The 24,512-nt window shown below is 38.4% G+C and carries 23 protein-coding genes and 1 pseudogene; 11 read left to right on the top strand and 13 right to left on the bottom strand.

Translation table 11 applies throughout. From position 1 onward, the window contains the following. Positions 1 to 143 precede the first annotated feature (143 nt). Positions 144 to 4,103: a two-component regulator propeller domain-containing protein gene (locus H9X96_RS19765; RefSeq protein ID WP_187667935.1), complete on the top strand. Its 3,960-nt coding sequence runs from the start codon at positions 144 to 146 to the stop codon at positions 4,101 to 4,103. Between the two features lie 4 nt (positions 4,104 to 4,107). Here H9X96_RS19765 and H9X96_RS19760 read toward each other — a convergent pair whose 3' ends face one another. Continuing rightward, positions 4,108 to 4,920 (bottom strand): glycoside hydrolase family 16 protein, encoded by an 813-nt coding sequence (locus H9X96_RS19760; RefSeq protein WP_187667934.1) that lies wholly within the window; start codon positions 4,918 to 4,920, stop codon positions 4,108 to 4,110. 406 nt (positions 4,921 to 5,326) lie between these two features. On the opposite strand from H9X96_RS19760, the gene H9X96_RS19755 reads away from it, so the two are divergent. After that, positions 5,327 to 5,542, top strand: a complete 216-nt coding sequence (locus H9X96_RS19755; protein WP_187667933.1) for a helix-turn-helix domain-containing protein — start codon at positions 5,327 to 5,329, stop codon at positions 5,540 to 5,542. Positions 5,543 to 5,786: 244 nt separating this feature from the next. Continuing rightward, positions 5,787 to 6,149, top strand: a complete 363-nt coding sequence (locus H9X96_RS19750) for a hypothetical protein (protein ID WP_187667932.1) — start codon at positions 5,787 to 5,789, stop codon at positions 6,147 to 6,149. 20 nt (positions 6,150 to 6,169) lie between these two features. On the opposite strand, the gene H9X96_RS19745 is transcribed toward H9X96_RS19750, so the two are convergent. After that, a complete protein-coding gene (locus H9X96_RS19745) occupies positions 6,170 to 6,661 on the bottom strand; it encodes a hypothetical protein (protein ID WP_187667931.1) in 492 nt (163 codons plus the stop codon). A 72-nt stretch (positions 6,662 to 6,733) separates the two neighbouring features. Here H9X96_RS19745 and H9X96_RS19740 point away from each other — a divergent pair, with 72 nt between their 5' ends. Next, positions 6,734 to 6,904: a hypothetical protein gene (locus H9X96_RS19740; RefSeq protein ID WP_187667930.1), complete on the top strand. Its 171-nt coding sequence runs from the start codon at positions 6,734 to 6,736 to the stop codon at positions 6,902 to 6,904. A gap of 158 nt (positions 6,905 to 7,062) precedes the next feature. Here H9X96_RS19740 and H9X96_RS19735 read toward each other — a convergent pair whose 3' ends face one another. Then, the gene (locus H9X96_RS19735; protein ID WP_187667929.1) at positions 7,063 to 9,507 is read right to left on the bottom strand and encodes a TonB-dependent receptor domain-containing protein; all 2,445 of its coding nucleotides are present in this window, start codon (positions 9,505 to 9,507) and stop codon (positions 7,063 to 7,065) included. Between the two features lie 248 nt (positions 9,508 to 9,755). Between H9X96_RS19735 and H9X96_RS19730 the strand changes: the two genes are divergently transcribed. Together H9X96_RS19730 and H9X96_RS19725 are read left to right on the top strand one after the other, a co-directional pair. Further along, positions 9,756 to 10,829 (top strand): sensor histidine kinase, encoded by a 1,074-nt coding sequence (locus H9X96_RS19730; protein ID WP_187667928.1) that lies wholly within the window; start codon positions 9,756 to 9,758, stop codon positions 10,827 to 10,829. Next, entirely contained in the window at positions 10,826 to 11,557 is a 732-nt protein-coding gene (locus tag H9X96_RS19725; RefSeq protein ID WP_187667927.1) for a LytTR family DNA-binding domain-containing protein, read from the top strand. Before H9X96_RS19730 ends, H9X96_RS19725 begins: the two co-directional genes overlap by 4 nt. 263 nt (positions 11,558 to 11,820) lie before the next feature. Here H9X96_RS19725 and H9X96_RS19720 read toward each other — a convergent pair whose 3' ends face one another. After that, on the bottom strand, positions 11,821 to 11,973 hold the full coding sequence (locus H9X96_RS19720) for a hypothetical protein (protein ID WP_187667926.1): 153 nt from the start codon (positions 11,971 to 11,973) through the stop codon (positions 11,821 to 11,823). Between the two features lie 69 nt (positions 11,974 to 12,042). On the opposite strand from H9X96_RS19720, the gene H9X96_RS19715 reads away from it, so the two are divergent. From H9X96_RS19715 to H9X96_RS19700, 4 genes are all read left to right on the top strand, one after another. Further along, positions 12,043 to 12,978 (top strand): hypothetical protein, encoded by a 936-nt coding sequence (locus H9X96_RS19715; RefSeq protein WP_187667925.1) that lies wholly within the window; start codon positions 12,043 to 12,045, stop codon positions 12,976 to 12,978. A 194-nt stretch (positions 12,979 to 13,172) separates the two neighbouring features. Further along, the gene (locus H9X96_RS19710; protein ID WP_187667924.1) at positions 13,173 to 14,726 is read left to right on the top strand and encodes a Fic family protein; all 1,554 of its coding nucleotides are present in this window, start codon (positions 13,173 to 13,175) and stop codon (positions 14,724 to 14,726) included. Positions 14,727 to 15,102: 376 nt separating this feature from the next. Beyond that, the gene (locus H9X96_RS19705) at positions 15,103 to 15,456 is read left to right on the top strand and encodes a helix-turn-helix domain-containing protein (protein ID WP_187667923.1); all 354 of its coding nucleotides are present in this window, start codon (positions 15,103 to 15,105) and stop codon (positions 15,454 to 15,456) included. Positions 15,457 to 16,085: 629 nt separating this feature from the next. Beyond that, positions 16,086 to 16,808 carry a helix-turn-helix domain-containing protein gene (locus tag H9X96_RS19700; RefSeq protein WP_370576761.1) on the top strand — a complete coding sequence of 241 codons (723 nt, stop codon included), beginning with the start codon at positions 16,086 to 16,088 and terminating at the stop codon, positions 16,806 to 16,808. 64 nt (positions 16,809 to 16,872) lie between these two features. Here H9X96_RS19700 and H9X96_RS19695 read toward each other — a convergent pair whose 3' ends face one another. From H9X96_RS19695 to H9X96_RS19685, 3 genes and pseudogenes are all read right to left on the bottom strand, one after another. Continuing rightward, on the bottom strand, positions 16,873 to 17,133 hold the full coding sequence (locus H9X96_RS19695) for a muconolactone Delta-isomerase family protein (protein ID WP_187667921.1): 261 nt from the start codon (positions 17,131 to 17,133) through the stop codon (positions 16,873 to 16,875). Positions 17,134 to 17,161: 28 nt separating this feature from the next. Beyond that, a pseudogene (locus H9X96_RS22980) lies at positions 17,162 to 17,941 on the bottom strand (aldo/keto reductase). A 203-nt stretch (positions 17,942 to 18,144) separates the two neighbouring features. Continuing rightward, positions 18,145 to 18,708, bottom strand: coding sequence for a flavodoxin family protein (locus H9X96_RS19685; RefSeq protein ID WP_187667920.1), 564 nt, complete (start codon positions 18,706 to 18,708; stop codon positions 18,145 to 18,147). A 191-nt stretch (positions 18,709 to 18,899) separates the two neighbouring features. Between H9X96_RS19685 and H9X96_RS19680 the strand changes: the two genes are divergently transcribed. Then, a complete protein-coding gene (locus H9X96_RS19680) occupies positions 18,900 to 19,796 on the top strand; it encodes an AraC family transcriptional regulator (RefSeq protein WP_187667919.1) in 897 nt (298 codons plus the stop codon). A 225-nt stretch (positions 19,797 to 20,021) separates the two neighbouring features. On the opposite strand, the gene H9X96_RS19675 is transcribed toward H9X96_RS19680, so the two are convergent. Genes H9X96_RS19675 through H9X96_RS19650 form a run of 6 tightly spaced genes read right to left on the bottom strand, consistent with a single transcriptional unit; the run spans position 20,022 to position 24,069 of the window. Then, complete coding sequence (locus H9X96_RS19675) at positions 20,022 to 20,768, bottom strand: SDR family oxidoreductase (protein WP_187668015.1); 747 nt, start codon at positions 20,766 to 20,768, stop codon at positions 20,022 to 20,024. A gap of 27 nt (positions 20,769 to 20,795) precedes the next feature. Further along, positions 20,796 to 21,296, bottom strand: a complete 501-nt coding sequence (locus H9X96_RS19670) for a cupin domain-containing protein (protein ID WP_187667918.1) — start codon at positions 21,294 to 21,296, stop codon at positions 20,796 to 20,798. Positions 21,297 to 21,308: 12 nt separating this feature from the next. Further along, on the bottom strand, positions 21,309 to 22,151 hold the full coding sequence (locus H9X96_RS19665; RefSeq protein ID WP_187667917.1) for an aldo/keto reductase: 843 nt from the start codon (positions 22,149 to 22,151) through the stop codon (positions 21,309 to 21,311). Between the two features lie 31 nt (positions 22,152 to 22,182). Continuing rightward, positions 22,183 to 23,367 (bottom strand): NAD(P)-dependent alcohol dehydrogenase, encoded by a 1,185-nt coding sequence (locus tag H9X96_RS19660; protein WP_187667916.1) that lies wholly within the window; start codon positions 23,365 to 23,367, stop codon positions 22,183 to 22,185. 37 nt (positions 23,368 to 23,404) lie between these two features. Next, a complete protein-coding gene (locus tag H9X96_RS19655) occupies positions 23,405 to 23,809 on the bottom strand; it encodes a DUF2255 family protein (RefSeq protein WP_222943938.1) in 405 nt (134 codons plus the stop codon). Positions 23,810 to 23,841: 32 nt separating this feature from the next. After that, complete coding sequence (locus H9X96_RS19650; RefSeq protein WP_187667915.1) at positions 23,842 to 24,069, bottom strand: tautomerase family protein; 228 nt, start codon at positions 24,067 to 24,069, stop codon at positions 23,842 to 23,844. Positions 24,070 to 24,512 lie beyond the last annotated feature (443 nt).

Below are 24,512 nucleotides of genomic sequence, written 5' to 3'. Positions count from 1 at the left end.
CATGCACATACCAAATGTTCGTTCTTGTCTGCATTTACTCCAGAATTGTCCAATATCAGGCTCAAAAAGCATTAACAGCTGCTATTGCTACCACATTACGCTACTTGTTCCTTATATTTAGGTCAAACTAATTGACAGGCAGTTTGGCATACAAATACTCAAAAGCAATGTTCGTATTGCTTCTTTTTTTTTCTTTGATTTGGAGTCAGGACATCCGGGCAGACCAGGGTTATTATTTTAAGCAGATCTCCTTAAATGAAGGCTTGAGCCAGTCTACCGTACGCTGTATACTCAATGATCGCAATGGATTCGTATGGATAGGTACAAAATCTGGACTGAACCGCTTTGACAGGTATAGTCTTAAAAGCTATGTCTATAAAAAGAACGATTCAAAATCTATTCCCGGCAACCAGATTAATTTTATCCTTGAGGATAAAACCGGTAATATCTGGATCGGTACAGAAAATGGCCTTGCGCTGTACAACCCCGATACAGATAATTTTGAGGCCATAAAATATCAGAAGAAACCTTTGGTGGTACGCTCAGCAGTGGAGCTGCCCACAGGAGTAATATTTGGCGGAGAGGGAAACATTTATAAATTCAGCTTCGCGAAAAAACAGATCCAGCTGATGCCAAATTCAACCAAAGAAAAAAGCACAGAAATGTTTACAGGGATGAAACTATGGCATCATCAGCAAGTGCTTCTCTATACGCGAAGAAATGGCGTGTGGATATTTAATCCAACAGACAAGTCGATAAATCCTGTTCCTTTTATAAAAGAGCGGGAGATCATGGCTTTATACGTAGACCCTAAGCAGCAGGTTTGGATTGCCTCCTATGGGCAGGGGATCAAGGCTTACGACAAGAGTGGAAAACAGCTTTTCCATTACGACAGTCAAAACTCCGGGCTCAGCAATGATGTGGTGCTGGATATTCTGGAACGCAAGGGCAAGCTCTGGATTGCCACTGATGGTGGTGGCATCAATATCCTGGACCTGAACTCCAGATCATTTACTGCGCTGAAGCATATTCCTGGCAATTCTTCCTCACTTCCTGAAAACTCTATTTTAACCTTATACCATGACCATGAGGATAATCTGTGGGCTGGAAGCATCCGGGGTGGCCTCATTTCTATCAGAAAAGCATTTTTCAACACCTATAAAGATGGGCCGCTGAATGGCATATATGGGCTGAGCGAAAAAACAGTACTGAGTCTCTATGAAGAAAAAACAGGTGTTTTATGGATCGGTACCGATGGTGGCGGAATAAATCGGTTTGACCCAGACAAAATGGTATTTAAACACTATTTGCCGACCTATGGTTTAAAAATCGCCTCCATTACCTCATTTAGCGATCAAGAGCTGCTCATTTCTGCATTTAGTAAGGGATTATTCCTTTTCAATAAAGTCAGTGGAGCAATTCAACCCTTTCATAACAACAAAATTAATTCTCAGGGCGAAATCATTAAATCCTCTGGTATAGCTGTAAATGTAAATCGCATCAGTCAGGATTACCTGTACTTGTTTGCAAGCCAGGCTTTTCAATACCATATTCCAAGTCAGAAATTTACTGTGGCTAATTATCATTCAGGCCAGAATACCCACAGCCCTTTGCTGAAAATATTTTCCGATGCAGCGCGGACTTACCTCTTTGGACCTTACGGGATATTTGAGCTCAATCATGCACAGAACCGGATCAAAAATATTGTCCACATCCAGCCCAATGGAAATCCGATTACCGCTGCAGGTCGCGACAAGCAAGGTGTTTTCTGGATCGGGAATCGCGACGGACTGATGCGCTACGATCCTAAACAACGCCTGCTCAAAAAGATTAAAACGAGTTTATTCAATGAAGTTTCGACCTTAGTTGCAGACAGTACTGGTCGGTTGTGGATTGGCGCACAGAATATGGTATTCTTGTACCTTATTGAGGAAAACAAATTTTTAGCATTTGGGGAATCCGATGGTGTAGTTCCTAACGAATTCCTTTACAAACCATCTTTGGTTGCCGCCAACGGAGACATATATCTGGGTGGTGTAAGAGGACTGCTTCATATCAAAAAGAACATCCCAGCCATCACAGCAGATGCCCCAGTGATAGAATTGATGGGCATGGAACTAAATGGTATTCCTTTGGTCATTAATCGGCTTGATAAATCCAACTGGGTCAGTATTCCATGGAATCAAAGCTCGCTAGTGATCAGGATCATGGCTAGGGAAAAGGATGTTTTCCGTAAAAAGATGTTTCGGTTTAAAATTACTGGGCTGGATGAGCAGATCATTGAAACATACGACCATTCCCTGGCTATTGGATCCTTACCTACAGGCAATTACAAAATCCTGGTATCATGCGGACTTAAAAATGGAGGCTGGAGTAAATTTTCAGCTGTATTAAACATCAGCGTTACCCCGCCATGGTATAGGAGTTTATGGTTTATTGGACTCGTATTAATTACAACTGCAGGTTTAATCGGGATATTTTACCGAATGGCCATTGCCAAAAAGGAACGCAAGCTGCAATGGGATATGAAAGCACTTGAACAAAAGACCGATGAAGCCAAGATCAGGTTCCTAATCCACATCAGTCATGAATTAAGAACCCCACTCACCCTGATTTACTCCCCTCTTCAAAGGATGCTAAGCAATAAAAACCTGGACCAAGACCTTAACAAAAAGCTTCGTGGTGTTTACAAACAGGCCAGTCATATGAAGGAAATCATTGATATGGTACTGGACGTACGGAAAATTGAGCTGGGTCAGGAACAACTTAAATTGAGCCGTCAAAACCTCAATCAATGGATTCGTAAAATAGCAGATAATTTTTCCAATGAGTTTGAAGCCAAGGGCATAAGGACCGAGTATCAGCTGGAAGATAGTATTGGAGAAATTGCTTTTGATGAGAAAAAGTGTGAACTCATACTGTCTAATCTCCTGGTAAATGCCCTTAAATTCAGTAATGCGGATAGCATTTTAACCATCAGCAGCAGTGCCAAGGCTGATTTTATCCGCATAGCGGTAATTGATGAAGGTATTGGCCTAGAACATGTAGATACCAGTCAGCTGTTTAAACCTTTTTACCAGGGCACCCATCAGCACCATGGAACAGGAATTGGGCTTTCTTTTTCAAAAATATTAGTAGAGCTGCATGGCGGGCATATCGGAGCGGAGAAAAACAGTAAGCAAGGAGCTACCTTCTATTTTGAACTCCCAGTACAGCTAGAATCACAAAAGGAAAGCCCCGGTCGGAGCTTGACAAAAAATAGCCTTATACCGGCTTCCATTTCCGAACCTGAAGCCTCTAGGCAGCACAAGAATTTCCCAACCACCGGTTATTCCTTATTGATCGTAGAAGATGAGCCGGAATTGCGCCTATTTTTATTGGAGAGTTTAAAACCCTATTTTTCAGCACTGTTTGAGGCAGAACAGGGCCTTCAGGCATTGGAACTGATAAAAACCCAGCATCCCGATATTATCCTGAGTGATGTGATGATGCCGGGGATGGATGGCTTTGCGCTTTGCCAGCTTATCAAAGAAGATATCAGCATAAGCCATATTCCCATTGTGCTGCTCACCACACAAAGCGATGCAGAAAGTAGAAACCTAGGCTATAAACTTGGTGCAGATGCCTACATTTCTAAGCCTTTCGAGCTGGATTTCCTACAAACCATTCTGGCTAATTTATTAAAAAACCGTGAAGCTCTGAAGGCTAAATATAAAAAATCCAGCCTATTTATTCCTGTGGAAGAAGGAACCTATAGCAGCGCTGATGAGTCATTTATGCGCAAGCTGAATGAACTGATTACCCACAATCTAGACAATGAGCAGCTGCAAGTAGATTTCCTGACCGATAAAATGGCCATGAGTCGGGCGAGCCTATACAGTAAACTCAAAAGCATAGCCGATATTGGCGTGAACGACTATATCAATAAATTCCGCCTAGAAAAGGCCGCCTATTTGCTGAGCCATTCAGATCTGGCTATCATGGAAATTGCCGATACCGTAGGATTTGCTAATCAACGTTACTTCAGTACTGTTTTTAAACAATTTTACCATACCAGCCCTACACTCTATCGTAAAAATAGTAAAGCTAAGTCAGGAGTATAAACCTTTACAAGGGTTTATACATTCTTACCCAATCCACCTTCAATTCAAAAGGGAGATCGGCCTCAGTAATAGGTCCTGGCCAGCCTGCACCACCCGCCTGATTTAGAATCAGATAAAAAGGTTGATCAAATGGCCATTGCTGGGAACTGGCATTTGCTGCTTTTGCATAAGTATATTGAAGGAGATCATTTACATAAAATTCTATGGCATCGGGGCTCCAAATGATGCTATAGGTATTGTAATCGTCTACCTTATAATTTGCGGCATGTGTGGCCGTACTTGCTCCGCTAGCATTGGTTACTGAGCCATTGTGGATCGTCTGGTGAATCCTAATTTCGTTATTTACATGTTCCATGATATCGATCTCACCACTATTTGGCCATGGCCCATAAGAGCTTGGCAATTCAGGCATCATCCAAATTGCCGGCCAGGAACCCCTTCCGGCTTTGAACTTCGCCCGTACTTCTATTTTTCCATAACGGATGCTGAATTTTCCAGCGGTTTGGATACCCCCTGAATGGTAAGGGACATCATCACCGGCAATCACTGCATTGTCCATTTTCAAAATCAGGTTCGCCCCGTCCTGCTGCGCATAAGCCGGACCTGAGGTTAAGTACTTACTCCAAGCAGAGGTCCGACGTTCACAGAAGCGCCATTTCCTGGCATCGAACGTTCCATTTGTATTGAACTCATCAGAAAACACCATTCTCCATACAACTGAGCCCGCAGCGGTGTTTAATTTATCCCGCTTATGTATGAGTTTGGAGCAAGAACAGCATAATAAAACACCAGTGACTAATAGATTCAAAATTTTCATATGTTTTAAAAAAATCAACATTTAAAAAACACAATAATAACACAATCAGTAGAATTCAGTGTTCGTATATATCCACTTTGGATTCAATTTTATCCAATTGTATCTTGCACATCTCAACTGTTTCGTTTAATACCCAGAATATCCATTCTATTGGGCAATCCCGCAAAGGACTTTATAAATGCTCATTAAAAATGACCCTATTCATTCTTTATGTGTAAGCATTTTTCTCTATTCACAGATTCATGCTGAAAACCTTTATCCCATATGGGATTTCTTCCGACTATAAAAACTCATCATTGCTAAAAGACCTATAAAAGAAAATGCACTACCCATAGAACCATTCAGCTTCGACAAACTCCCTGAAGTCGTCCGTCAGTGATTTGAGAAAATAGAAAAAATGGAGGAAATGATACATGAATTACAGCCCAAAGAACAGCAAGAGAACCAGCTGCTGAGCATAACTGAGGCCGCGGAATTCTTAAAAGTAACCGTACCTGCTTTATACACGAAAGTAAGCCGGCAACAAATCCCGGTAAGTAAGCCTGGAAAAAGACTATACTTTAATAAAACTGAACTAAAAAAATGGATCCTGGCCTCAAGGAAAAAACGATTGCAGAGCTAAAAAGCGAAGCAGAAGAGCGAATAAAAATTCGTGATAAGCATAAAAACTTTATTTAACATTTCAAGAATATTCCTCCTACCTGTTAAGTTAAACACTGAATCAACACCCTGATCAAATGGGATAATTGTTAGGATAGATAATCGATTAGTCCTAATTTGATTGTATGGGCCCTTTGGTTAAAAAGAAAAATAATCAACACTAATTGCTAATATTTTTAGCACACTTGTATTCTAATTCTTTCATCATGGCAGCAAGAGCTTTAGCATATACAGACACGATCGATCTCTTACAGTATAAAATCATCACTTACATTCGCCTGAATTCAGCATTAAACTCCAACATTACCTACAAAACCAGATTTAAGGATGTCACTGAACATGCGATAAATTTCAATTTTTATGAATTCAATGAAGCCTATCAAGAGAAATTCATTGAACCTGATTTTGAAGCTTATAGTACGAAATTTATTGAATTTATCAAACCTGTTTTCCAGGATTTCATCAAAGAAATTCACTATGGTGGCTATACACTGCGGGTCAGTATTAAATTTAATGCGGAAAGGTTTGAAAAAATATTTTCTGTACTCAGCCCGGGCAATCTCCATTAAACTAATTAAAGTCCAGCAAATTACAACCGGTAGCGGAGTTTGATGTTTCTACCTATGGCTTTGAGCAGTCCGGGGTTATCGTTTACAGTTGCATCAACAGCATCCCAATCCCCTTTTGAATTACAAACCAGCTGATATTCCCTATCATTCAGGTTAATCTGAATTTCAGCAGTTAGTTTGGTAATTCCCTTGGTAATAATGAGGTAAGTATAATCTTTGTCCTCAAAGTTGATGCGCATAGGTAAGTTCACAATGCAAATATAGCATCGCAAATTAGCTTTTATTGCATCTGCCAGCAAATGGGTAAAGAAGGTCTTCAATCTGGAATACCTCAACCCTTTAAAAACAAGAATGCTTGCTGTGTTTTGAATTCCCATCATGGAAACAGCCTGATCTGACATTGGCATCACCTCCGCTGCATCTGTTTTTTCCTGCGGGAACTGAAGTTCATATTTTCCGGCAGTTCCGCGCAGCTCTGACCGTATTCGTAACCCTGATGACCGAACCAGCAATTGGTTTCAAGCCCAAGTTTCTGCATCACACCCATCCATTGTCAGGCCATCGAGCCCAAAACAATGATCAGTATGCAAATAAAAAGAAAGAATATCAAGCTGAACATGCCAGGTTTGGCTAATGGCATACGGAAGCGTCCTGGCCAGGTCAAAACCATAGAAGGCATCTCCTTCCATCCCATAATGTGCAGTGATCACTCCAGCAGCAACTTATATCAGGATCAATCCACTTACCACCCATAATATTCCCGTGATCTCCATAGGATTTGAAGAATTATTCATTTTAATAAGTAATTCTTTCACTTGGTGTAAGTCCAAAAAAGACTTAAAGGTCGTCCTACCTTTGTATCTGTTTATCAAATACCTTTTGTAGAATTTATTCAAAACTAACAGTAGTGTTGCTATTGGGTAACTGTGCCTTGTTGCGCTTCTTCTTTCTTTTGATCATCATTTTTAATTCCTCGGCTTTTTCGTGGTGCATCCTTGAAGTTCATTTTACCAAAGTTCCAGCTAAAACTAAGTCCAAAAGAACGGAAAGGCACCGCAAAACTACTTTTTTGATTATAGTTTGGCGTAAAGACTTCAGATTTGAAAGTCTTAGTTTCATTAAACGGATCCAGTATATTTAACCCGATACTTGCTTTCTTATTAAGCACTTCTTTCTTTAAGCCTAAACTCCACATGTTAAACGAAGGACTGGTGCCTTGAAAAGTACGTTTGGGTGCATTCAAAATAAAAAATGTCTCGGCAGTAAAACCAGCTTTAATCACATAACTTGCATTTACAAAAGCACGATACATTAAAAAGGTTTGATCTGTTTGTGCACTCAAATTATCACTTACATTATTTGCTTGTATGCTATAGGTAAACAAACTGAGGTTTGATCTTAGCGTAAGTGGGTTTATAGGTGAAATGGAAGCGAAAACATTGAGACCTAAAGACTTATTTCTCCCTATGTTATCAAAGCTTTGTAAAACAATAGGCTGCCCAGATCCATCCGGATTAGTCTGATTAGTGAATAAACTTTCTATTACATCGTTGGTTAAACGGTAATAAACTGACGTGTTTAAAACCATTCCTTTATAAAAAGTAGCATAAGCCAATTCGAAGTTATGCGCTAATTCTGGTTTTAATGTTGGGTTACCTTGACTTTGGTTAACTGGGTCTGAAGTGTTTCTGAATGGGTTTAAATAGAATAAGCTAGGTCTTTGGATACGTTGGTTATAGCTTAACTTTAAACTAGACATTCGCCCTATTTTTCGAGAAATAATGGCACTGGGCAAAATATTTAGATATTCGTTTTTAAAAGCCTGTAGGCTCCCTGCCGATTCACCATTAATAAGGGTTTGTTCTGCCCGTAGGCCTGCCATTAACTGGTAATTTTTGCTTAACTGTATGTTTAAAGAAGTATAGGTTGCCATCACATCCTGATGGTAATTAAAGTTATAAGAACGATCTTGATTTAACACATAAGCCCCATCGTTTATTTCCTCTAATAAAACATTACTATTGATATCTCTTAAAATTGTTTTAGCCCCAAACTCTAGTGTAGCTGTTTTTTTTAAAGGCTGCACATAATCTACCTGAAATGTTAATTCGTCATTTAGTCCTTTGTTTAAACCATACTCGTTCATCCGATCTCCATTTGTGTAAAGTGTAGTGTAATCTGTATTGCTTTCATTTCTAGAAAATTGACCAGCAAAAATCAGTTCCTGCTTTTCTTTATCGAACTTATGGGTGTAGCTTGTCGACCAGTCTAGCCCATTAGAACCTGTATTTTGCACCTTATTGCTAGCCAAAATAGATTGATTTTTAAATATAGATTGAGAAGTTCCGTCAAAGTCCATATCAAATTTATTTACTGTAAGCGTGGTAGTAAAGAGGTTCTTCTTGTCGAAATCGTAATCTATACCTACAGATCCTCGGCCACCGCCGCGTGTGGTATTGTTTTCTCCGCTTTGAAACAACAAGCTATTTCCATTTTTATCTACCTGACTAAAGGTATTGGTAGTAATTTGTGGCCACATCCAGTTTACCCCAGCATTTGCTACAATACCCAATTTTCCTTTTCTAATGTTCAAATTGGCATTGGTATTATTCTGTCTGGTGCCAACACCAGCCGAGAAAGAGCCATTGATACCTGCTACTGTTTTCTTTTTAGTGATAATGTTAATAATTCCAGAAGTACCTTCACCATCATATTTGGCAGATGGACTGGTAATCACCTCAACATTGCTAATCTGATCTGCAGGGATCATTTTTAAAGCATCTCCTACATTAGTTGACATGGCACCAGATGGTTTGCCATTAATTAAGATCTTTACATTTTGGTCGCCCCTCAAAGAGACATTTCCATCTATATCTACTGATAATAAAGGCACCTTTCTTAACACATCTGTTGCATTCCCTCCCATGGCGGTTACATCTTTTTCAGCATTGTAAACCAGGCGATCAATTTTGTTTTCAATCAGTGGTTTTTCGGCAACAATTTCTACAGTTGATAAGCTAGTGTTACTAGGTAAAAGCGCAATTGTACCCAAGTTTAACACCGCCGATTTTATGGTGATAGTTGTAATTTCTTTTTGTTTGTAGCCTAAAAAATAAAACACTATGCGGTAATTTCCATATGACACATCTTTTAATGAAAATTTCCCCTTTTCATCAGCCAATGCTCCATTTATGCTCTTGGTTTTACCTTCTTCAAATAGCGTAATCGTGGCATAATCAATTGCTTTATTGGTTGCAGAATCAATAATCATTCCTGTAATGGTTCCTTTTTGTACCATTTGGGCAATAGCTTGAAAGTTAAAAAGTAGCAGTGCAGCAAAAAATAGTAGTCTTTTCATTTGTATGGAGTTTGTTTTTAAGCTTATAAAGATGTGATGAGTTGGGCAAAGAAAACTCTAAGTAGTTAATTTAAGAAAAGAAATATACGGAACCCTTCTTTTTGACAGACCAATAGGACGAACTAGCCAATCAATACCTTATTTCGGTAAATCCAGTGCTTACCCCCTGTAACTGCCTATTTATAGCGCAGAAAAAGTGTTCTGTCGAAATATTTGGGTCTTAAAATTATTGTCTTGAACTTGCGGTCATGAAAAATGCCGGAAACTATAAAAGTTATGCTACACTTACCTATTTAATTGGATGGGGTTTATTGGCCTTGCTTATTTTTTTACTTATTCCACTTTCCTATGGGGTGGTACTTCCGGTAGCTTATTGGGTTAATCAATCGGTTTTTTTCTTCTCTTTAGTTGGCTTAACTTATTTTAATGCTAAAGTATTAGCACCTAAATATTTATTCAAGAAAAAAATCATTCTATACTATTCGTTGTTATTGCTAGTTTGTTTAATGGTTATTTCACTACTCTGGGCGGTGGCTGCGGCTTTAAATTTGGGAGAATTAATTCATTATGCTTTAAGACCAGGACAGGTTTATCAACCCAAGGCCTCTAGTAGATACATGTATTTTTATATTTTTTTTCTGGAGATCTCAGTCTTAGGAATTAGCATTACTATTTTACTGTTACGTAAATGGCTAAGTGAAGAAAAATTAAGGTTAGAAACCGAAGAAAGAAACACCAGCATGGAGCTTGCTTATCTGAAGGCACAGATTAATCCACATTTCTTTTTCAATTCATTAAATACCATTAATGCCTTAACCTATAAAGATATTGAAAGCTCGAGACAGGCCTTGAGCAAGTTATCTCACATTATGCGTTATGTGCTGTATGACACGCAGCATAAAAGTGTGTTACTTAACAAAGAGATAGATTTTATTAAAGATTACATTGCGCTAGCTCAATTAAGGGTCTCTTTAGCTGTTGAAATAGAACTAGAAATTGAAGTGAATGCTAGTAATCTATTAATTGCACCTATGCTATTGCTGCCATTTATAGAAAACTCTTTTAAACATGGGATTAGTTCAAAACAGCCTGCTTATATTTATATAGCAATTGGTCTAAAAGGTAAAACCTTAAGTCTAGTTACCAAAAATAACATTATTAAAAAAAACGCTTACCTAGAAAAAGACTCCAATAGCGGTATAGGGATGACGAATACCCTTAGAAGATTAGATCTTTTATATCCTGATAAATATAGCTTGCAAATTAACCACAACAGCCCTAAAGACGAGTATTGGGTAGATTTTAAAATAGAATTGCTATGAAACTAAAATGTATTGCTATAGATGATGAACCATTGGCTTTAGAAATGGTCTGCAACTTTATTAAGCAAACTCCTTTTTTAATTTTGGATGCTCATTTTGATAATGCAATTGATGCTTTACGCTATCTTGATGACCATACAGTAGCGTTGGTTTTTCTTGATATACAAATGCCTGATCTTTCGGGTTTAGAATTAGCTAAAATCTTATCCTCTCGCCAAAATCAAACTCAACACCGCTTAATTTTTACAACCGCTTATAGTGAGTTTGCATTAGATGGCTATAAGGTAGATGCAATTGATTATCTACTCAAGCCTTTTGTTTTTGAAGAATTCTTTAATGCAGCGAGCAAGGCAAGAAAGTACATCGAGCATTATCAACAAAATGGAATTGAAGCACATGAAAATGCAGCATATATTTTTGTGAAGGTAGATGCGACAATGGATAAGATAAATCTCCATGAAATTGTATATGTAGAAGGATTTAAAGACTATATCAAAATCCATCTTCAGGATAGAGCACAACCTATTTTATCGCTAATGAGTTTAAAAAAGATGGAACGCCTACTGCCTCAAAGCAATTTCTTAAGAATCCATCGTTCCTATATCGTTTCTCTATTACAGCTTACCAATTTAACCAAGAAATCTGTTAAGGTAGGGAATAAATTTCTTAGTGTGGGCGAAAACTATAAGGAACAATATAATGAGTTTTATCAAAAGTGGGCAGACTAATTCATTTTAGTAACCATCAAGATAGATCTATAGTACGATGATACGTATAAATATCAAGCCGGTCAATATTTTAAAATCTCATCATAACTTACACTTCGTTTTCCAACATTTATATTTCTCCTCAAAACAAATATTAGCACTATATCAATCGGCCACCATAAGTAAGTAGGAAATCGTAAGTTGATTTCAAAAGCAAGTGTTACATTAGCTTTCTACCCCATGCATCAGGCATTGAATCCATAAAGGCACCAAAATTATCCTTCTTATTCGGATATTGAGTTCCAGCGCGCTTTAAGCATATTCAAATATGCACCCATAGATACACCAGGATCACCCCGGTCTATCTTACGAAGTGTTACCCTTTCAATAGCAGAACGTTCAGCAAACTGAATGGCAGTCAGTTTCCTACACTTCATCAATGAAATTTTAGGGAGTTACAGGTAAACACCCTTATGATTATTTACATTTACAGTAAAAAACATTAAATGGGTACAGCAGCCAACTTTATGAGTTCATTCTTTGCCGCTTATCCTGATGCAAAGAGTGGTGAACTCAGCATCGAGGAATTAAACAAGCTAGTTGGGGAATATCAGCGAAAGATCAACAGTAATCCCCTTGACGACTTTGATGGTTTAAGCCCAGAGCAGATGAACCAACTACTATATGCCCCGTTTACACCAGAAGCGATACTCCAGTTTCGAAAAGATATAGATGCGCATGTGAACAAAGCACCTTTTTTTAAGCTTAGTGAATTACTACTGCATGAAATTAAACAAGCTGGCCAGCTTAAACTAACCGTAAACGGCAATCTCCCTGTTCGCATATGTGAACTACTTTGCAGCCAGAACCTGATCCATTGGCCATATATGAAATTTGTGAAACGGATCCGGGAGGAAGAGATTCCTTACCTATGGCCACTAAAACAATATTTACTAGACCAGGGTCTCGTAAAAAAACGGAATAATGCCTTGTCCTTGACAAAAAATGGGGAGAAGCTGCTTGAAGGTCCGCAGGATATTCGTTTTATTCAAATCTTTAACTATCTGACCTGTCGCTTTCATTGGGGCAATTTCTATCATCTTCAGGATGAAGGAAAATGCGGTCAGTTTGGCTGGGCCTATTCACTAGTTTTGCTAGCAAAATATGGAGGCAAACCACAAAAAAGTGAATTCTACAGCCTAAAACTGATCAGGGCCTTTGAAAAGGAATTGTGGGATGCGCAGCAACAAGATAAAGAAGGCAAAGTAATACAGGAATATCATCATGCCTATGAAGTACGCTTCTTTGAATGCTTTGCCGACTGGTTTGGACTGGTTAACATCGAACGTAATAGAGATCATAGTATTTCTTACTTTGATCAGCTTAGTATTACAAAATCTGAATTATTTGATCAGTTGTTTGAACTGAAAAATAGGAAATAAACTATAACAGGCCATTTATCAAAAGCAAGTGATGCCGAACATAACGCCCATTTACATCAAATACTAGTTTAAACACAACAATTTTTACTAGTTTTACCACAACAGTATTTACTAGTTTTATCCCAACAATATTTACTAATTTTAGCACAACAATATTTACTAGTTTTCGCATAGAAACAAAAAATAAATAAGTAATGGCAACACCAAGGGAAAAATTTGTTGAAGCATTAAAATCATTAAATAAACTACAGGAAAAGAGCACCGTAGCAATATATACAGATGAAATCCCGAACAGAATACATCGGGAACTTCTTGTTAAGAATGGCTTCCTCAAAGAAGTAATTAAAGGTTGGTATATCGCAGCAAACCCAAATGAGCGTGATGGAGACACTACATCATGGTATAGTTCTTATTGGGAATTCTGTGTTAAATTCCTTGAACATAAATATGGCTCTAACTGGTGTTTATCAGCTGATCAATCTCTGTATATGCACGCAGGAAACTGGTCAGTACCACAACAATTATTTATTAAATCGCCCAAAGGAAATAACAAACCAACACCTTTACCACATAATACATCTTTATTTAACCTGAAAGCGGATCTTCCCGCAGCAGATCAAATGGTAACCATACGAGGTTTAAGAATGTATAACTTACAAGCTTCACTAATTTATAGCAGTGCCAGTATCTATAATAAAACTGGAATTGATGCCAGAACTGTATTGTCTCTAATAAGAGATGCTTCAGAGGTACTACCTATATTGTTAGAACAAGGACATACCACAATTGGAGGGAGGCTAGCTGGTGCTTTTAGAAATATTCAAAGAGACAGAATAGCAGATCAGATTATGGATACAATGAAACAGGCGGGATATGATATTCGTGAAAATGATCCATTTCAAACAAAACTGGAGATTAATCTATCACCCCGAGAAAATAGTCCATTTGTCAATAGAATTAAACTGATGTGGCTCCAAATGAGGGAAAATATTATAAACGATTTTCCCCCAGCTCCCGGTCTTCCAAAAGATCATGAAGCCTACTTAAAAAATGTAGACGAAGTATATGTAACCGATGCTTACCATTCTTTATCCATTGAGAGATATAAAGTAACTCCACAATTAATTGAACGGGTAAGCAGCGGAAAATGGGATAATAAAGAGAATGTGGAGGATAAACAGCAAAAAGATGCAATGGCTGCCAGAGGATATTATCAGTCATTCCAGGTTGTCAAAGAAACCATAATCAAAATTCTAAATAATGCAAATCCAGGAGTCCAAACCGATAAAGATCACCAAAAATGGTATCGTGAACTTTTTGACCCCAGTGTAAGTGCTGGTATTTTAAAGGCATCAGACCTTGCAGGTTATCGTAACAATCAGGTTTACATTGGTGGATCTAAGCATGTTCCTTTGAGTGTGGATGCAATGAGAGATGCAATGCCTATATTATTTGAATTGCTTGAAAATGAGCCAGAAGCTTCAGTTAGAGCGATATTAGGCCATTTTGTATTTGTATTTATTCATCCTTACATGGATGGTAATGGACGTATGGGAAGGTTTTTAATGAATGTCATGCTTGCTTCCGGTGGCTATCCATGGACGGTAATTCCAGTTGAAAAAAGATCAGAATACATGAAAGCGTTAGAACAAGCAAGTGCTGAACAAGATATTAGCACCCTTTCACAATTTATGGCTTACTTAGTAAAAGAAGGATTAGCTGGAAAACCGGTAGCAGTGCTTCCATAATCCAAAACATAGACTTTAGGTCCAAAATCTAATCTCTGGAAACTCATAAGACAATACCTTTTAGTAATTCAATTAATACCCCATGTCTATCCATAAGCTTCTTATCAATAAGTAAGCTGTATGCCCTGGCAAAAATTTAATCTATTTATCCCATATGGGACTTCCCGTATTTTAAATTGACAATTATTGTAATAGAAACAATATGGATAAAACACTTTGATTGTCCCCCATGCGCCATTTTCAAAAACCTATATAACAACTTGCAAATCAACTGCACTGGGGGTCAGTTTTACATTGGCGGAAAGGGATCAGTTTGCTATGGTTTATCCAGTGAAATCACCTTGCCATCCTTACAAATCAATCTAAAGAAAGCCTAATGAATCTACCAACCTTTGAACAGCTCCCTGAAATGGTGTGCAGGATATTAGAAAAAGTAGAGGCTCTGGAAAAGATCCTACTTGAAAAGACACTAACTAAAGAAGTCCAGGAAGAAATGCTTACGATCAAAGAAGCCGCAATTTTTCTTGAACTCTCCATATCGACCCTTTACAGCAAAGTCTGCCGTAAGGAAATACTAGTCCACAAACCCGGAAAACGTTTATATTTTCAAAAGTCAGAACTGGTAGAGTGGATAAAAGGCGGACAGAAAAAACCGATTACCTACACTGATTTAGCATCTACTGAACTTTTGCTACATAAAAGACTTCGTCATGCAAAAAGATCAGGGTAATATCAAACAATCTCCTTGCCTTTTCGGCATTAATCCATTGATATAAAACCTTTATGACTATAAATAAATGACAAATAAAGGGTAAGTAAACTCCCTCTTTACGATTAGTTAAGTGCCCCTGCTCCGGCAAATTCCATACACAGGTTAAAAGCAGTCTGAGAGCGCTGGGCTCCAATGCCATCCATGATGGGCTAACGCGAGGGCAGACACATTCGAAGTACCTGAGCCAATCAGGATGAAAAATGCGAATGAGTTTCTCCGATTCGTAAATTCAGAATTTGTCATATTCTTTCCTCATACTATCTCCCCAAATAATGTACACTACAAATTTCGTAAATAGCTGTTTTTTATGCTTATACAGAATACTGATTGATTTACCACTTTTACTGATTTTATATACAATGTGTCGAACATAGGTTTAGGTTCGCTAAATTTGTACTGGAAAACATAGCAATATGGAACAGGTAGATAGAATTGATACGATAGGACTATACAACCAACTTGCAGGTATAGATACCCTCCACCCGTTAGTGAGCGTAATTAACTTTAACGAGATACCTACAATACAACAATTTAGGAGGTATATGAGTTTGTACGCCGTTTTTTTAAAGAACATCAAGTGCGGTGATATGATATATGGTTGCCAGCCTTATGACTATGAGGATGGCACTTTGGTATTTGTATCTCCGGGTCAAATTTACGGTATAGATAGCAAGGGAGTTGCCATTAAGCCATCCGGCTACGGATTGCTTTTCCATCCTGATTTGATTGCAGGTACTTCATTAGCGAGGAGTATTAAAGACTACACTTTCTTCTCGTATGAAGTAAACGAAGCGTTGCACTTATCCAAAAAGGAAAGAAAGACAATTTTTGATTGTCTGGAAAAGATTGCTGCCGAAACTGACCAGAATATTGACAAGCACAGTAAGAGGCTGATTGTTTCCAATATCGAAGTACTATTGAATTACTGTATGCGGTTCTACGACCGCCAGTTCATTACAAGGAGCAATGTCAATAAAGATATTTTAGTAAGGTTTGAAAACCTGATTAATGATTATTTCCAATCCAATAAGGGACAAGATTTAGGCTTGCCAAGCGTAACGTGGTGTGCGGAGCAACTGTACCTTTCGCCTAATTATTTCGGTGACCTTATCAAAAAGGAAACCGGGAATACAGCAATGGATTATATTCAATCGAGGCTGATTGAAGAAGCTAAGTTAAGAATGTTTGATGCCAGCAAATCCATCAACGATATATCGTTCCAGTTGGGCTTTAAATACCAGCAACATTTCACACGCCTGTTCAAGCAAAAAACAGGTACAACACCGAATGAATACCGGAGTTTGAACTAAACAGGAACCACATTAAAAAAGCTGGCTACAGGTTATGCCAGCTTTTTTATTTAGGGCTTCGATATTAGTAAAGCTTTTCAACACTAATGTATTCTATATTGAAATAGTCAAAAAGGGGAAATGTAGTTGCTAGTTTTTTTGCTTCTTCAACATCAACATTTTTAAAAACAAGAACGGCTCCTGTTCTTCCCTCATTCACGAACAAATGCTCCAATATTCCCTGTTGCTTTAGCTCTTCGCCTTTTGCAAATTCTTTAGGCATTAATTCCTCAATATTAGGGACTTTATCAAAGTCACACTTAATATTTAAAATCACTTTTTTCATTTTTATAAATTTTAAAGTTAATAATTCATTATATCATTGATTGCTCCCAAGAGCCACGGGTATCAACTCCCGCTTTTGCTGCAAGGCTTTCTATTTTTTCTATTTCTTCGCCGCTCAATTTGATTTCAGCAGCGCGGATGGCATATTCTACTTGTGAAACTTTTGTTACGCCAATAATAGGCAATGTGTTTTTTTCAATAGCCCAGGCAATGGCAATCTGCGCTACCGAAGCATTTTTATTGGTACCAATTTCACCCATTGCGTTGTTCAATTCTTCAATCTGCGGAAGTATTTTATTGTAGGTTTCCCCTCGTCCGCTTCCTGCGGGCAGTGGGTTCTGCGTATTGTATTTGCCGCTTAACGCTCCCTGCTCCAAGATCATATAGGCAAAAAACGTGATATTGTTCTCTCTGCAGTAATCCAGTATGCCCGCTTCTTCAGAAGAACGGTACAAAAGGCTTTAATGGTTTTGTATTGCTCAAATGCCGAAACCGTCTCTTACAAGTATCTCATTTGCCTGTTTGATTTGTTCCAGGTTGTGATTGGATACACCTACGCTTTTTACTTTCCCACTTTTCAGTAAAGGGATAAGTCCTGATACCCATTTTGGCGCATCGGTAGGATTATGTATCCAGTAAATATCCACGTAGTCAGTGCCAAGACGTTTAAAACTTTCGTTCAACATCTCTTCAACCGGAGTATTGGAAGAGGGATTAGCAATTTGCGGGGTAAATTTGGTTGACAATACAATTTCCTCACGGGGATATTGTATTACAAATTCGCCTACAATACTTTCGGACGAACCCATCCCATAAACGGCAGCCGTGTCCCAAAGGTTAAGCCCTACTTTCACCGCGGCAACAAATACGAGATTTAAATTTTCTGCGGTAAGGTTTATTACCGAATACCTGGTCGCCGCCTGCGGCCCCTGTTCCCCAAGACCAGGTACCTAATGCTATTGATGGTAAATCTTTCATTTTAAATCTTGTTTTATTGTTCTGTGAAGAATGGTTATTTAATGAAACGGGAAGTAATTCCCGCTACTCTTTTTCCAAGATATTCAGCGGTTTTCAGGTCGCTTTCTCCGGGTGTAACTTCAGGGCTGTCATTTAGCGAATGTGCCATTGCGCCCAACCAGCTACCTAAGTTATTCAGGTCTTTTGTAGGTAGCGGATTGTCAGGATTTGCAGGGTGCAGATCAAGCCCAACCCATACCATACCGTGCTGTGCCGCAAACAATGCCATTGTAATGAGTGAATTTAATTTATCGCCACTATATGCTCCCGAATTGGTAAAACCGGCTGTAATTTTATTACGCCACTTGAAATCCATCCAAGCAGCTCTCGTAGAGGCTTCAAAGAATGTCTTTAATTTGGCGCTGATAGAACCATTATAAGTAGGTGAGCCAAAAATAATGGCATCACTCTTTTCCAAGGTTTCCCAGGGATATTCCTCTTCTCCGATATGGATGATATTTACATCTGCACCCTCAATCTGTTTTGCTCCTTTTGCTACTGCTTCTGCTATTTTTTTTGTGTGACCGTAACCACTATCATAAACTATTGAAATAATCATATCCTTGATTTTTAAACTTTTAGTACCTTGTTATTATTCGTTGAAATTTAACAATGCAAAGTTCCCCTCTTTAAAAATGAGTTAGCTTATCCAGACTACGGAAATGCTTACCATTTTTACTGAATCTCATAACAGGCTATTGCGGCAGGCAGGATATGTGGTAAATTTGTATCAGATTTAAAAAGTGCATTATGGAAAAGATTTTTCACATTGATACTGTAAGCTATTTCGATGCTTTGTATCAGAAAGAGAATTTACACCCTTTGGTAAGTGTAATTAACTATACAGACAGTTATCCCGAAGAGTATGCTTCCAAAATAAACTTTAGCTTTTATACGGTGTTCTTAAAAGACACCAACTGCGGTGACATCAGGTATGGCAGAAGCACCTATGACTATAAGGACAGAACGTTGTTGTTCTTGGCACCGGGACAAGTGATGAACGCCACGCTTGCACCAGGACAAATGCCACAAGGTTATGTGTTGGCATTCCACGCCGATTTAATACACGGCACTTCTTTGGGACGACATATTGATGATTACTCTTTTTTCTCCTACCAATCTACCGAAGCCCTGCACATTTCAGAAAAGGAACGCAGAGTTGTTTTGGATTGCTTCGATAAAATCAAGGATGAACTAGAACGAGGAATGGACAAGCACAGCAGGAAGCTAATCGCTTCCAATATCGAGCTGTTCCTTGATTATTGTGTACGTTTTTATGACCGCCAGTTCATTACCCGCACCGAATTGAACAAAGGTGCGCTGGAACAATTTGAACGTTTGATGAGCGATTACTTTCATTCCGATAAGCCGCAGACCATCGGCTTACCTGCGGTAAGCTATTTTGCAGACCAACTACATTTTTCGCCCAATTACTTTGGCGACATCATCAAAAAGGAAACAGGTAAATCGGCACACGATTATATCCAGCTAAAAATTATGGATATTGCCAAAGAAAAAATCCTGAACCCCTCTGTTAACATCAGTGAAATCGCTTATGAATTGGGGTTTAAATACCCGGCGCATTTTACGAGGTCATTCAAAAAACGCGTAGGGGTAACACCTATTGAATATCGTAGTTTGAACTGACTCTTTATACATTCCGGAATAAATATCACCCAAGTTGAACCCAACTTGGGCGTTTTTTTGACAGCTTTTGACAATCTTTGCGGGTCAAATTTGGCTTACCTGAATCCAAATCGGGTTATCACAAAAATTTAATAGCTATGAAATACGCTCCACAAAATATCATTATAGACATACACAAGAAAGGAAGACAAGATTTCACCGCAAAGCAAGAGTTTAAGAGGTCGATTAAAGTTCCTGCGCTGTCGGGCGGAAGATGACTTCATTAATATCGACATCCTCAGGCTGGCTGATTGCAAAAGCAACGACACGGGCAAAACTATCCGGACTAATTCCTACTTCTCCCACATAGTCTTTGTTAGCCTGCTGAATGTCTGCCTCGGAAATATGTTCCAATAACTCTGTTTTGACAGCGCCGGGACAGACAATCGTAGTACGGATATTGTGAGACTTTACTTCCATTCGTAAACCTTCGGTCAATGCCCGAACGGCATATTTTGTTGCAGAGTAAACCGCAGAGCCGTTAAAAACTTTATGACCAGCCACTGAAGAAGTGTTGATGATCTGACCAGACTTTTGCGCTTTCATATAAGGGAGAACAGCGGCAATGCCATTGAGTACGCCTTTAATATTGACATCTATCATTGTGTTCCACTCATCAACATTAATCCTGTCCATTGGTGATAAGGGCATTATGCCTGCGTTATTCAATATCACGTCCACACGTCCAAATTGCTGAACAGCGGTATCAACCAGGTTTTTCACCTGCTTCAAATTTGTAACATCCACTGTTACCGCAAGAGCTTTTCCACCAGTTTCCTGAATATCTTTTGCCAGCTGTTCAATTTTATCAGCTCTTCTGGCGCCAAGTACCACAGTTGCTCCAAGCGTAGCCAGATGTTTCGCTGCCGCTTCACCCATTCCACTACTTGCTCCGGTAATGATTACTATTTTATCTTTGATATTATTTTTGATTTTTATTAGTTTTAATTATTCTGAAAGCTACTTTGCACGTTTATAAACTTCATCTGTTACCGCTTCGTTCCAGTTTACAATGCCTTTTTCGGTATTGGGAACGATGTACAATTGCTGTAAACCTACATCAGCACTAGCTCCGTGCCAATGGCGGACATTTGGGGGGCATTTTACAATACTTCCTTTTTTGATGATTTCGACAGGCTGTCCTTCGATTTGGTGATAACCCACTCCGTCAGTAATTATCAGGATTTGACCCGCGGGATGACTGTGCCAATTGCTTCTTGCGCCAGGTTCGAAATATACATTACCAACTACTGTTGTTAAAATGCTGTCAGCATCAACCAAGCCAATATTGTAAGCATTCCCGGTAAAGGTTTCGCTTGGACCTTTTTTTCCTTTCGGGAAAATTCCGGTTAGTTCATTTTTATCATTATTTATTTTTTCCTCATTTTTATTGTTACAAGAGGATAAGCCAAAAACACTTGCCACCAAAACGCTCATTACTATTTTCACTTTAGCTATCATCTGGTCATTTTTTTAGATTTTATAACTCAAAATCATTTTTACAAAATCAGGGTCGCAATGGGAAAAGAATAAGCTTTCGGCATTATCCATTTTGAAGATACTATCCATATCTTGCTGGGAAAGTTCAAAATCGAAGACATCGATATTTTGTATCATCCTTTCTTTGGTTACCGTTTTCGGAATAACGATGATGTCCCGCTGGATAAGGAAACGCAAGGCTACCTGAGCAATGCTTTTACCATATTTTTTGCCGATGTCCTGTAATAGGTCGCTGCTGAAAAAATCATTTTTACCTTCTGCAAAAGGTCCCCACGACATTACTTTCGTCCCGTAATTTTTCATCAATTCCTGGGGCTTGATCTGCTGATTGAAAACGTGAGTTTCCACTTGGTTAACAGCTGGTTTTACAGATACATGTGTTGCCAAATCGATGAAACGGTCAGGATAAAAATTACTTACCCCGATTGCACTTACTTTTCCTTCTTTATAAGCTTCTTCCATAGCCAGATAAGTTCCGTAATAGTCGCCAAAAGGTTGGTGGATGAGCAATAGATCGATATAGTCGCTTTGTAATTTTTGAAGTGACTGCTCAATGGACTGTTTTGCTTTTTCATAGCCTGCATTACTAAACCAAATTTTGGTTGTCACAAAAAATTCACTGCGTGAAATGCCACTTTTTATGATGGAGTTGCCAACTCCTTCTTCATTACCATAAGCTTGTGCAGTATCAATAGAACGATAGCCTACACTGATTGCTTCTGAAACGTTTTTCTCGCATTCTTCAGGCGAAATCTGATATACACCATACCCCAGAATGGGCATTTCTAAACCGTTATTTAAAGTTATATTTTTCATATTGTTCTGATTTTAACATCAAATTTTAAAATTAAAACGTGGAGGCATCAATTACATATCTATATCTCGCTTCTTTATTCACTACTTTATCCCAGGCATCATTTATTTCTGAAGCTTTGATGATTTGTATTTGCGGATATATTTTATTGTCAGCGCAATAATCCATCACTTCCTGGGTTTCTGGAATACCACCAATCAGCGAACCGTTGAAATTCACCCGATTGAAAATCATATTGAAATTATTTATGGTCAGTTCTCCATTGATCGGCTGGCCTACTTGGGTAAAGTATCCGTATTTTTTTACACAATCTATATAAGGTGACATTTCATAAGCATATGGAACCGTAGAAATCATAAAGTCGAGTTTGCCTTTGTAAGGTTTTAAATCTTCTGCTGATTTTACCACAATGACCTCTTTTGCACCAAAGCTTTTGATGTCGGTCATTTTTGAAGGTGAAGTGGTAAACGCATATACTTCCGCTCCTTTTGACACCGCCAATTTCACTGCCAAATGACCTAAACCGCCAATGCCAATCACGCCAATTTTGTCACCTTTTTTGAATTTAACTTTCATCATTGGCGAATACGTGGTAATTCCTGCACAAAGCAATGGTGCTGCATGTTGCAGGTCAATAGTGTCTGGAATTTTGATACCAAAATGTTCCGTTACTACAATATTATTTGAATAGCCACCTTGTGTAATACCAGTTGGTGATGATTCTTCCGGTGTGCCGTAGGTTCCTACCATTCCGGTAGTTTCGCAGTGGTGTTCTTCGCCGCTTTTACAACTATCGCATTGCATACAACTATTTACCATACAACCCACGCCGGCTTTATCACCTACTTTAAATTTGGTTACATTTTTACCAACGGCAGTTACTATACCTGCAATTTCATGACCCGGAACCTGTGGATATTTTTGTTTTCCCCAATGCCCTTTAATGGTATGAATATCTGAGTGACAAATACTGGAATATTTGACATCAATTAAAATGTCATGATCACCAACCGGTCTGCGTTCAAAATTCCACAATTCTAATTTACCGTGTTCGTCTTTTCCTGCATATCCTCTTGATTTTATGTTATTGCTCATATTTGTTGATTTATTGGTTTGAGAAAAAAGTTGAAGCGGACCTGCAAGCATTATGCCTGCACCCGCTACCGCTGTTTGCTGAATGAATTTTCTTCTGGATGGTTGCTTTTTTTGTTCTTCCATAACAAAACTGTTTAAGGTTATCGTTTAAAAATCTCTGTCAATAATTTAGTCCTATATTTGCACCTTCATTCTTCAAAATCACTTTAACTGTGGCTGCACGGGTGCGCTCGCTGACCATTGGTGGCAGATATGGACTTACTTTATATTTTTCACGATAAGCCTCATCTATGGCATCATTTATTTTTCCGCTTATCGGTTCAAAATCCACTTGAAATGTTTTTCCAATTGATTCGATTTTTCCACCTTTCTGTTTGACGGCAGATTGATACCATCTTGAATCAGTACCATTGTAGCCACGGACAAAAAGATCATTGCCCACCCGCAAACTCCATATCGATGTAGGCGTACCGAATGTTTTGCCATCCTCCCTAAAAGGCGCAATATGAAAGTCGTCTGCTGCAGCAATTTGGTGAATACTGTCTGTTATTGTTTTATTTTCCACTTTACTAATCTTCTAAATTGTTGAATACTATATTATAGCTTGTAACCTGGTTTCTTGTACAATTTCTTCTGGTTGTCCATGATATCCGAACGATACACCTTCTCAGGCCAATCTTCAGGTTTGATTTCCTCAATTGCTACCGAAACGGATTCTTCCCCGTAGTTAAAAACATCCATAACGTCTTTAGTAATTGCCTCAACGAGCCTGATTTTTTGTTGTTCGGATTTACCGATTATGATTTTTACAATTATATGTGGCATAGTTTAGATGCTTTAGTTTTTCAATTCTAATAAAACCGAATTTTTATAGTTCCTGTGCCGTAGGCCTGTAAAAAAATTCTATCATCGTTTCTTTATGTAAATTTCGGCAGTATAATTTTCACATGTCTTATACAGAATACTGTTTTATTTACCACTTTTACGGATTATGGATTGGATGTGTGTCACATAGTGACTCGCTTTGGATTATACCCAGACAAAACTAATTGAGGAAGCGAAGGAAAGAATATTTGACCATTCTAAATCAATCAATAGTATATCGAATGATTGGGATTTAAATACCAACAACACTTTACCCGAGGGTGTTTCACAAACTGTGTCAATAGTGTAACTTTAAACTATCGACATAAATATGGCAACACAAGACGACTTTGATTTTGAGTCCTTTAAAAAGGAAGCTATAGCTGGATTATACTCTGGCAAAA

It is taken from the genome of Pedobacter sp. N36a, assembly GCF_014472395.1.
Lineage (GTDB): Bacteria > Bacteroidota > Bacteroidia > Sphingobacteriales > Sphingobacteriaceae > Pedobacter.
This window is presented reverse-complemented; position numbering and strand designations above follow the sequence as displayed.

What these genes read in the sequence shown, in the direction of transcription:
- H9X96_RS19760 (WP_187667934.1), bottom strand. Translation starts at nt 4,920, where the DNA reads ATGAAAATTTTGAATCTATTAGTCACTGGTGTTTTATTATGCTGTTCT.
- H9X96_RS19755 (WP_187667933.1), top strand. Translation starts at nt 5,327, where the DNA reads ATGATACATGAATTACAGCCCAAAGAACAGCAAGAGAACCAGCTGCTG.
- H9X96_RS19750 (WP_187667932.1), top strand. Translation starts at nt 5,787, where the DNA reads ATGGCAGCAAGAGCTTTAGCATATACAGACACGATCGATCTCTTACAG.
- H9X96_RS19740 (WP_187667930.1), top strand. Translation starts at nt 6,734, where the DNA reads ATGCAAATAAAAAGAAAGAATATCAAGCTGAACATGCCAGGTTTGGCT.
- H9X96_RS19735 (WP_187667929.1), bottom strand. Translation starts at nt 9,507, where the DNA reads ATGAAAAGACTACTATTTTTTGCTGCACTGCTACTTTTTAACTTTCAA.
- H9X96_RS19730 (WP_187667928.1), top strand. Translation starts at nt 9,756, where the DNA reads ATGAAAAATGCCGGAAACTATAAAAGTTATGCTACACTTACCTATTTA.
- H9X96_RS19725 (WP_187667927.1), top strand. Translation starts at nt 10,826, where the DNA reads ATGAAACTAAAATGTATTGCTATAGATGATGAACCATTGGCTTTAGAA.
- H9X96_RS19720 (WP_187667926.1), bottom strand. Translation starts at nt 11,973, where the DNA reads ATGAAGTGTAGGAAACTGACTGCCATTCAGTTTGCTGAACGTTCTGCT.
- H9X96_RS19715 (WP_187667925.1), top strand. Translation starts at nt 12,043, where the DNA reads ATGGGTACAGCAGCCAACTTTATGAGTTCATTCTTTGCCGCTTATCCT.
- H9X96_RS19710 (WP_187667924.1), top strand. Translation starts at nt 13,173, where the DNA reads ATGGCAACACCAAGGGAAAAATTTGTTGAAGCATTAAAATCATTAAAT.
- H9X96_RS19705 (WP_187667923.1), top strand. Translation starts at nt 15,103, where the DNA reads ATGAATCTACCAACCTTTGAACAGCTCCCTGAAATGGTGTGCAGGATA.
- H9X96_RS19700 (WP_370576761.1), top strand. Translation starts at nt 16,086, where the DNA reads ATGATATATGGTTGCCAGCCTTATGACTATGAGGATGGCACTTTGGTA.
- H9X96_RS19695 (WP_187667921.1), bottom strand. Translation starts at nt 17,133, where the DNA reads ATGAAAAAAGTGATTTTAAATATTAAGTGTGACTTTGATAAAGTCCCT.
- H9X96_RS19685 (WP_187667920.1), bottom strand. Translation starts at nt 18,708, where the DNA reads ATGATTATTTCAATAGTTTATGATAGTGGTTACGGTCACACAAAAAAA.
- H9X96_RS19680 (WP_187667919.1), top strand. Translation starts at nt 18,900, where the DNA reads ATGGAAAAGATTTTTCACATTGATACTGTAAGCTATTTCGATGCTTTG.
- H9X96_RS19670 (WP_187667918.1), bottom strand. Translation starts at nt 21,296, where the DNA reads ATGATAGCTAAAGTGAAAATAGTAATGAGCGTTTTGGTGGCAAGTGTT.
- H9X96_RS19665 (WP_187667917.1), bottom strand. Translation starts at nt 22,151, where the DNA reads ATGAAAAATATAACTTTAAATAACGGTTTAGAAATGCCCATTCTGGGG.
- H9X96_RS19660 (WP_187667916.1), bottom strand. Translation starts at nt 23,367, where the DNA reads ATGGAAGAACAAAAAAAGCAACCATCCAGAAGAAAATTCATTCAGCAA.
- H9X96_RS19650 (WP_187667915.1), bottom strand. Translation starts at nt 24,069, where the DNA reads ATGCCACATATAATTGTAAAAATCATAATCGGTAAATCCGAACAACAA.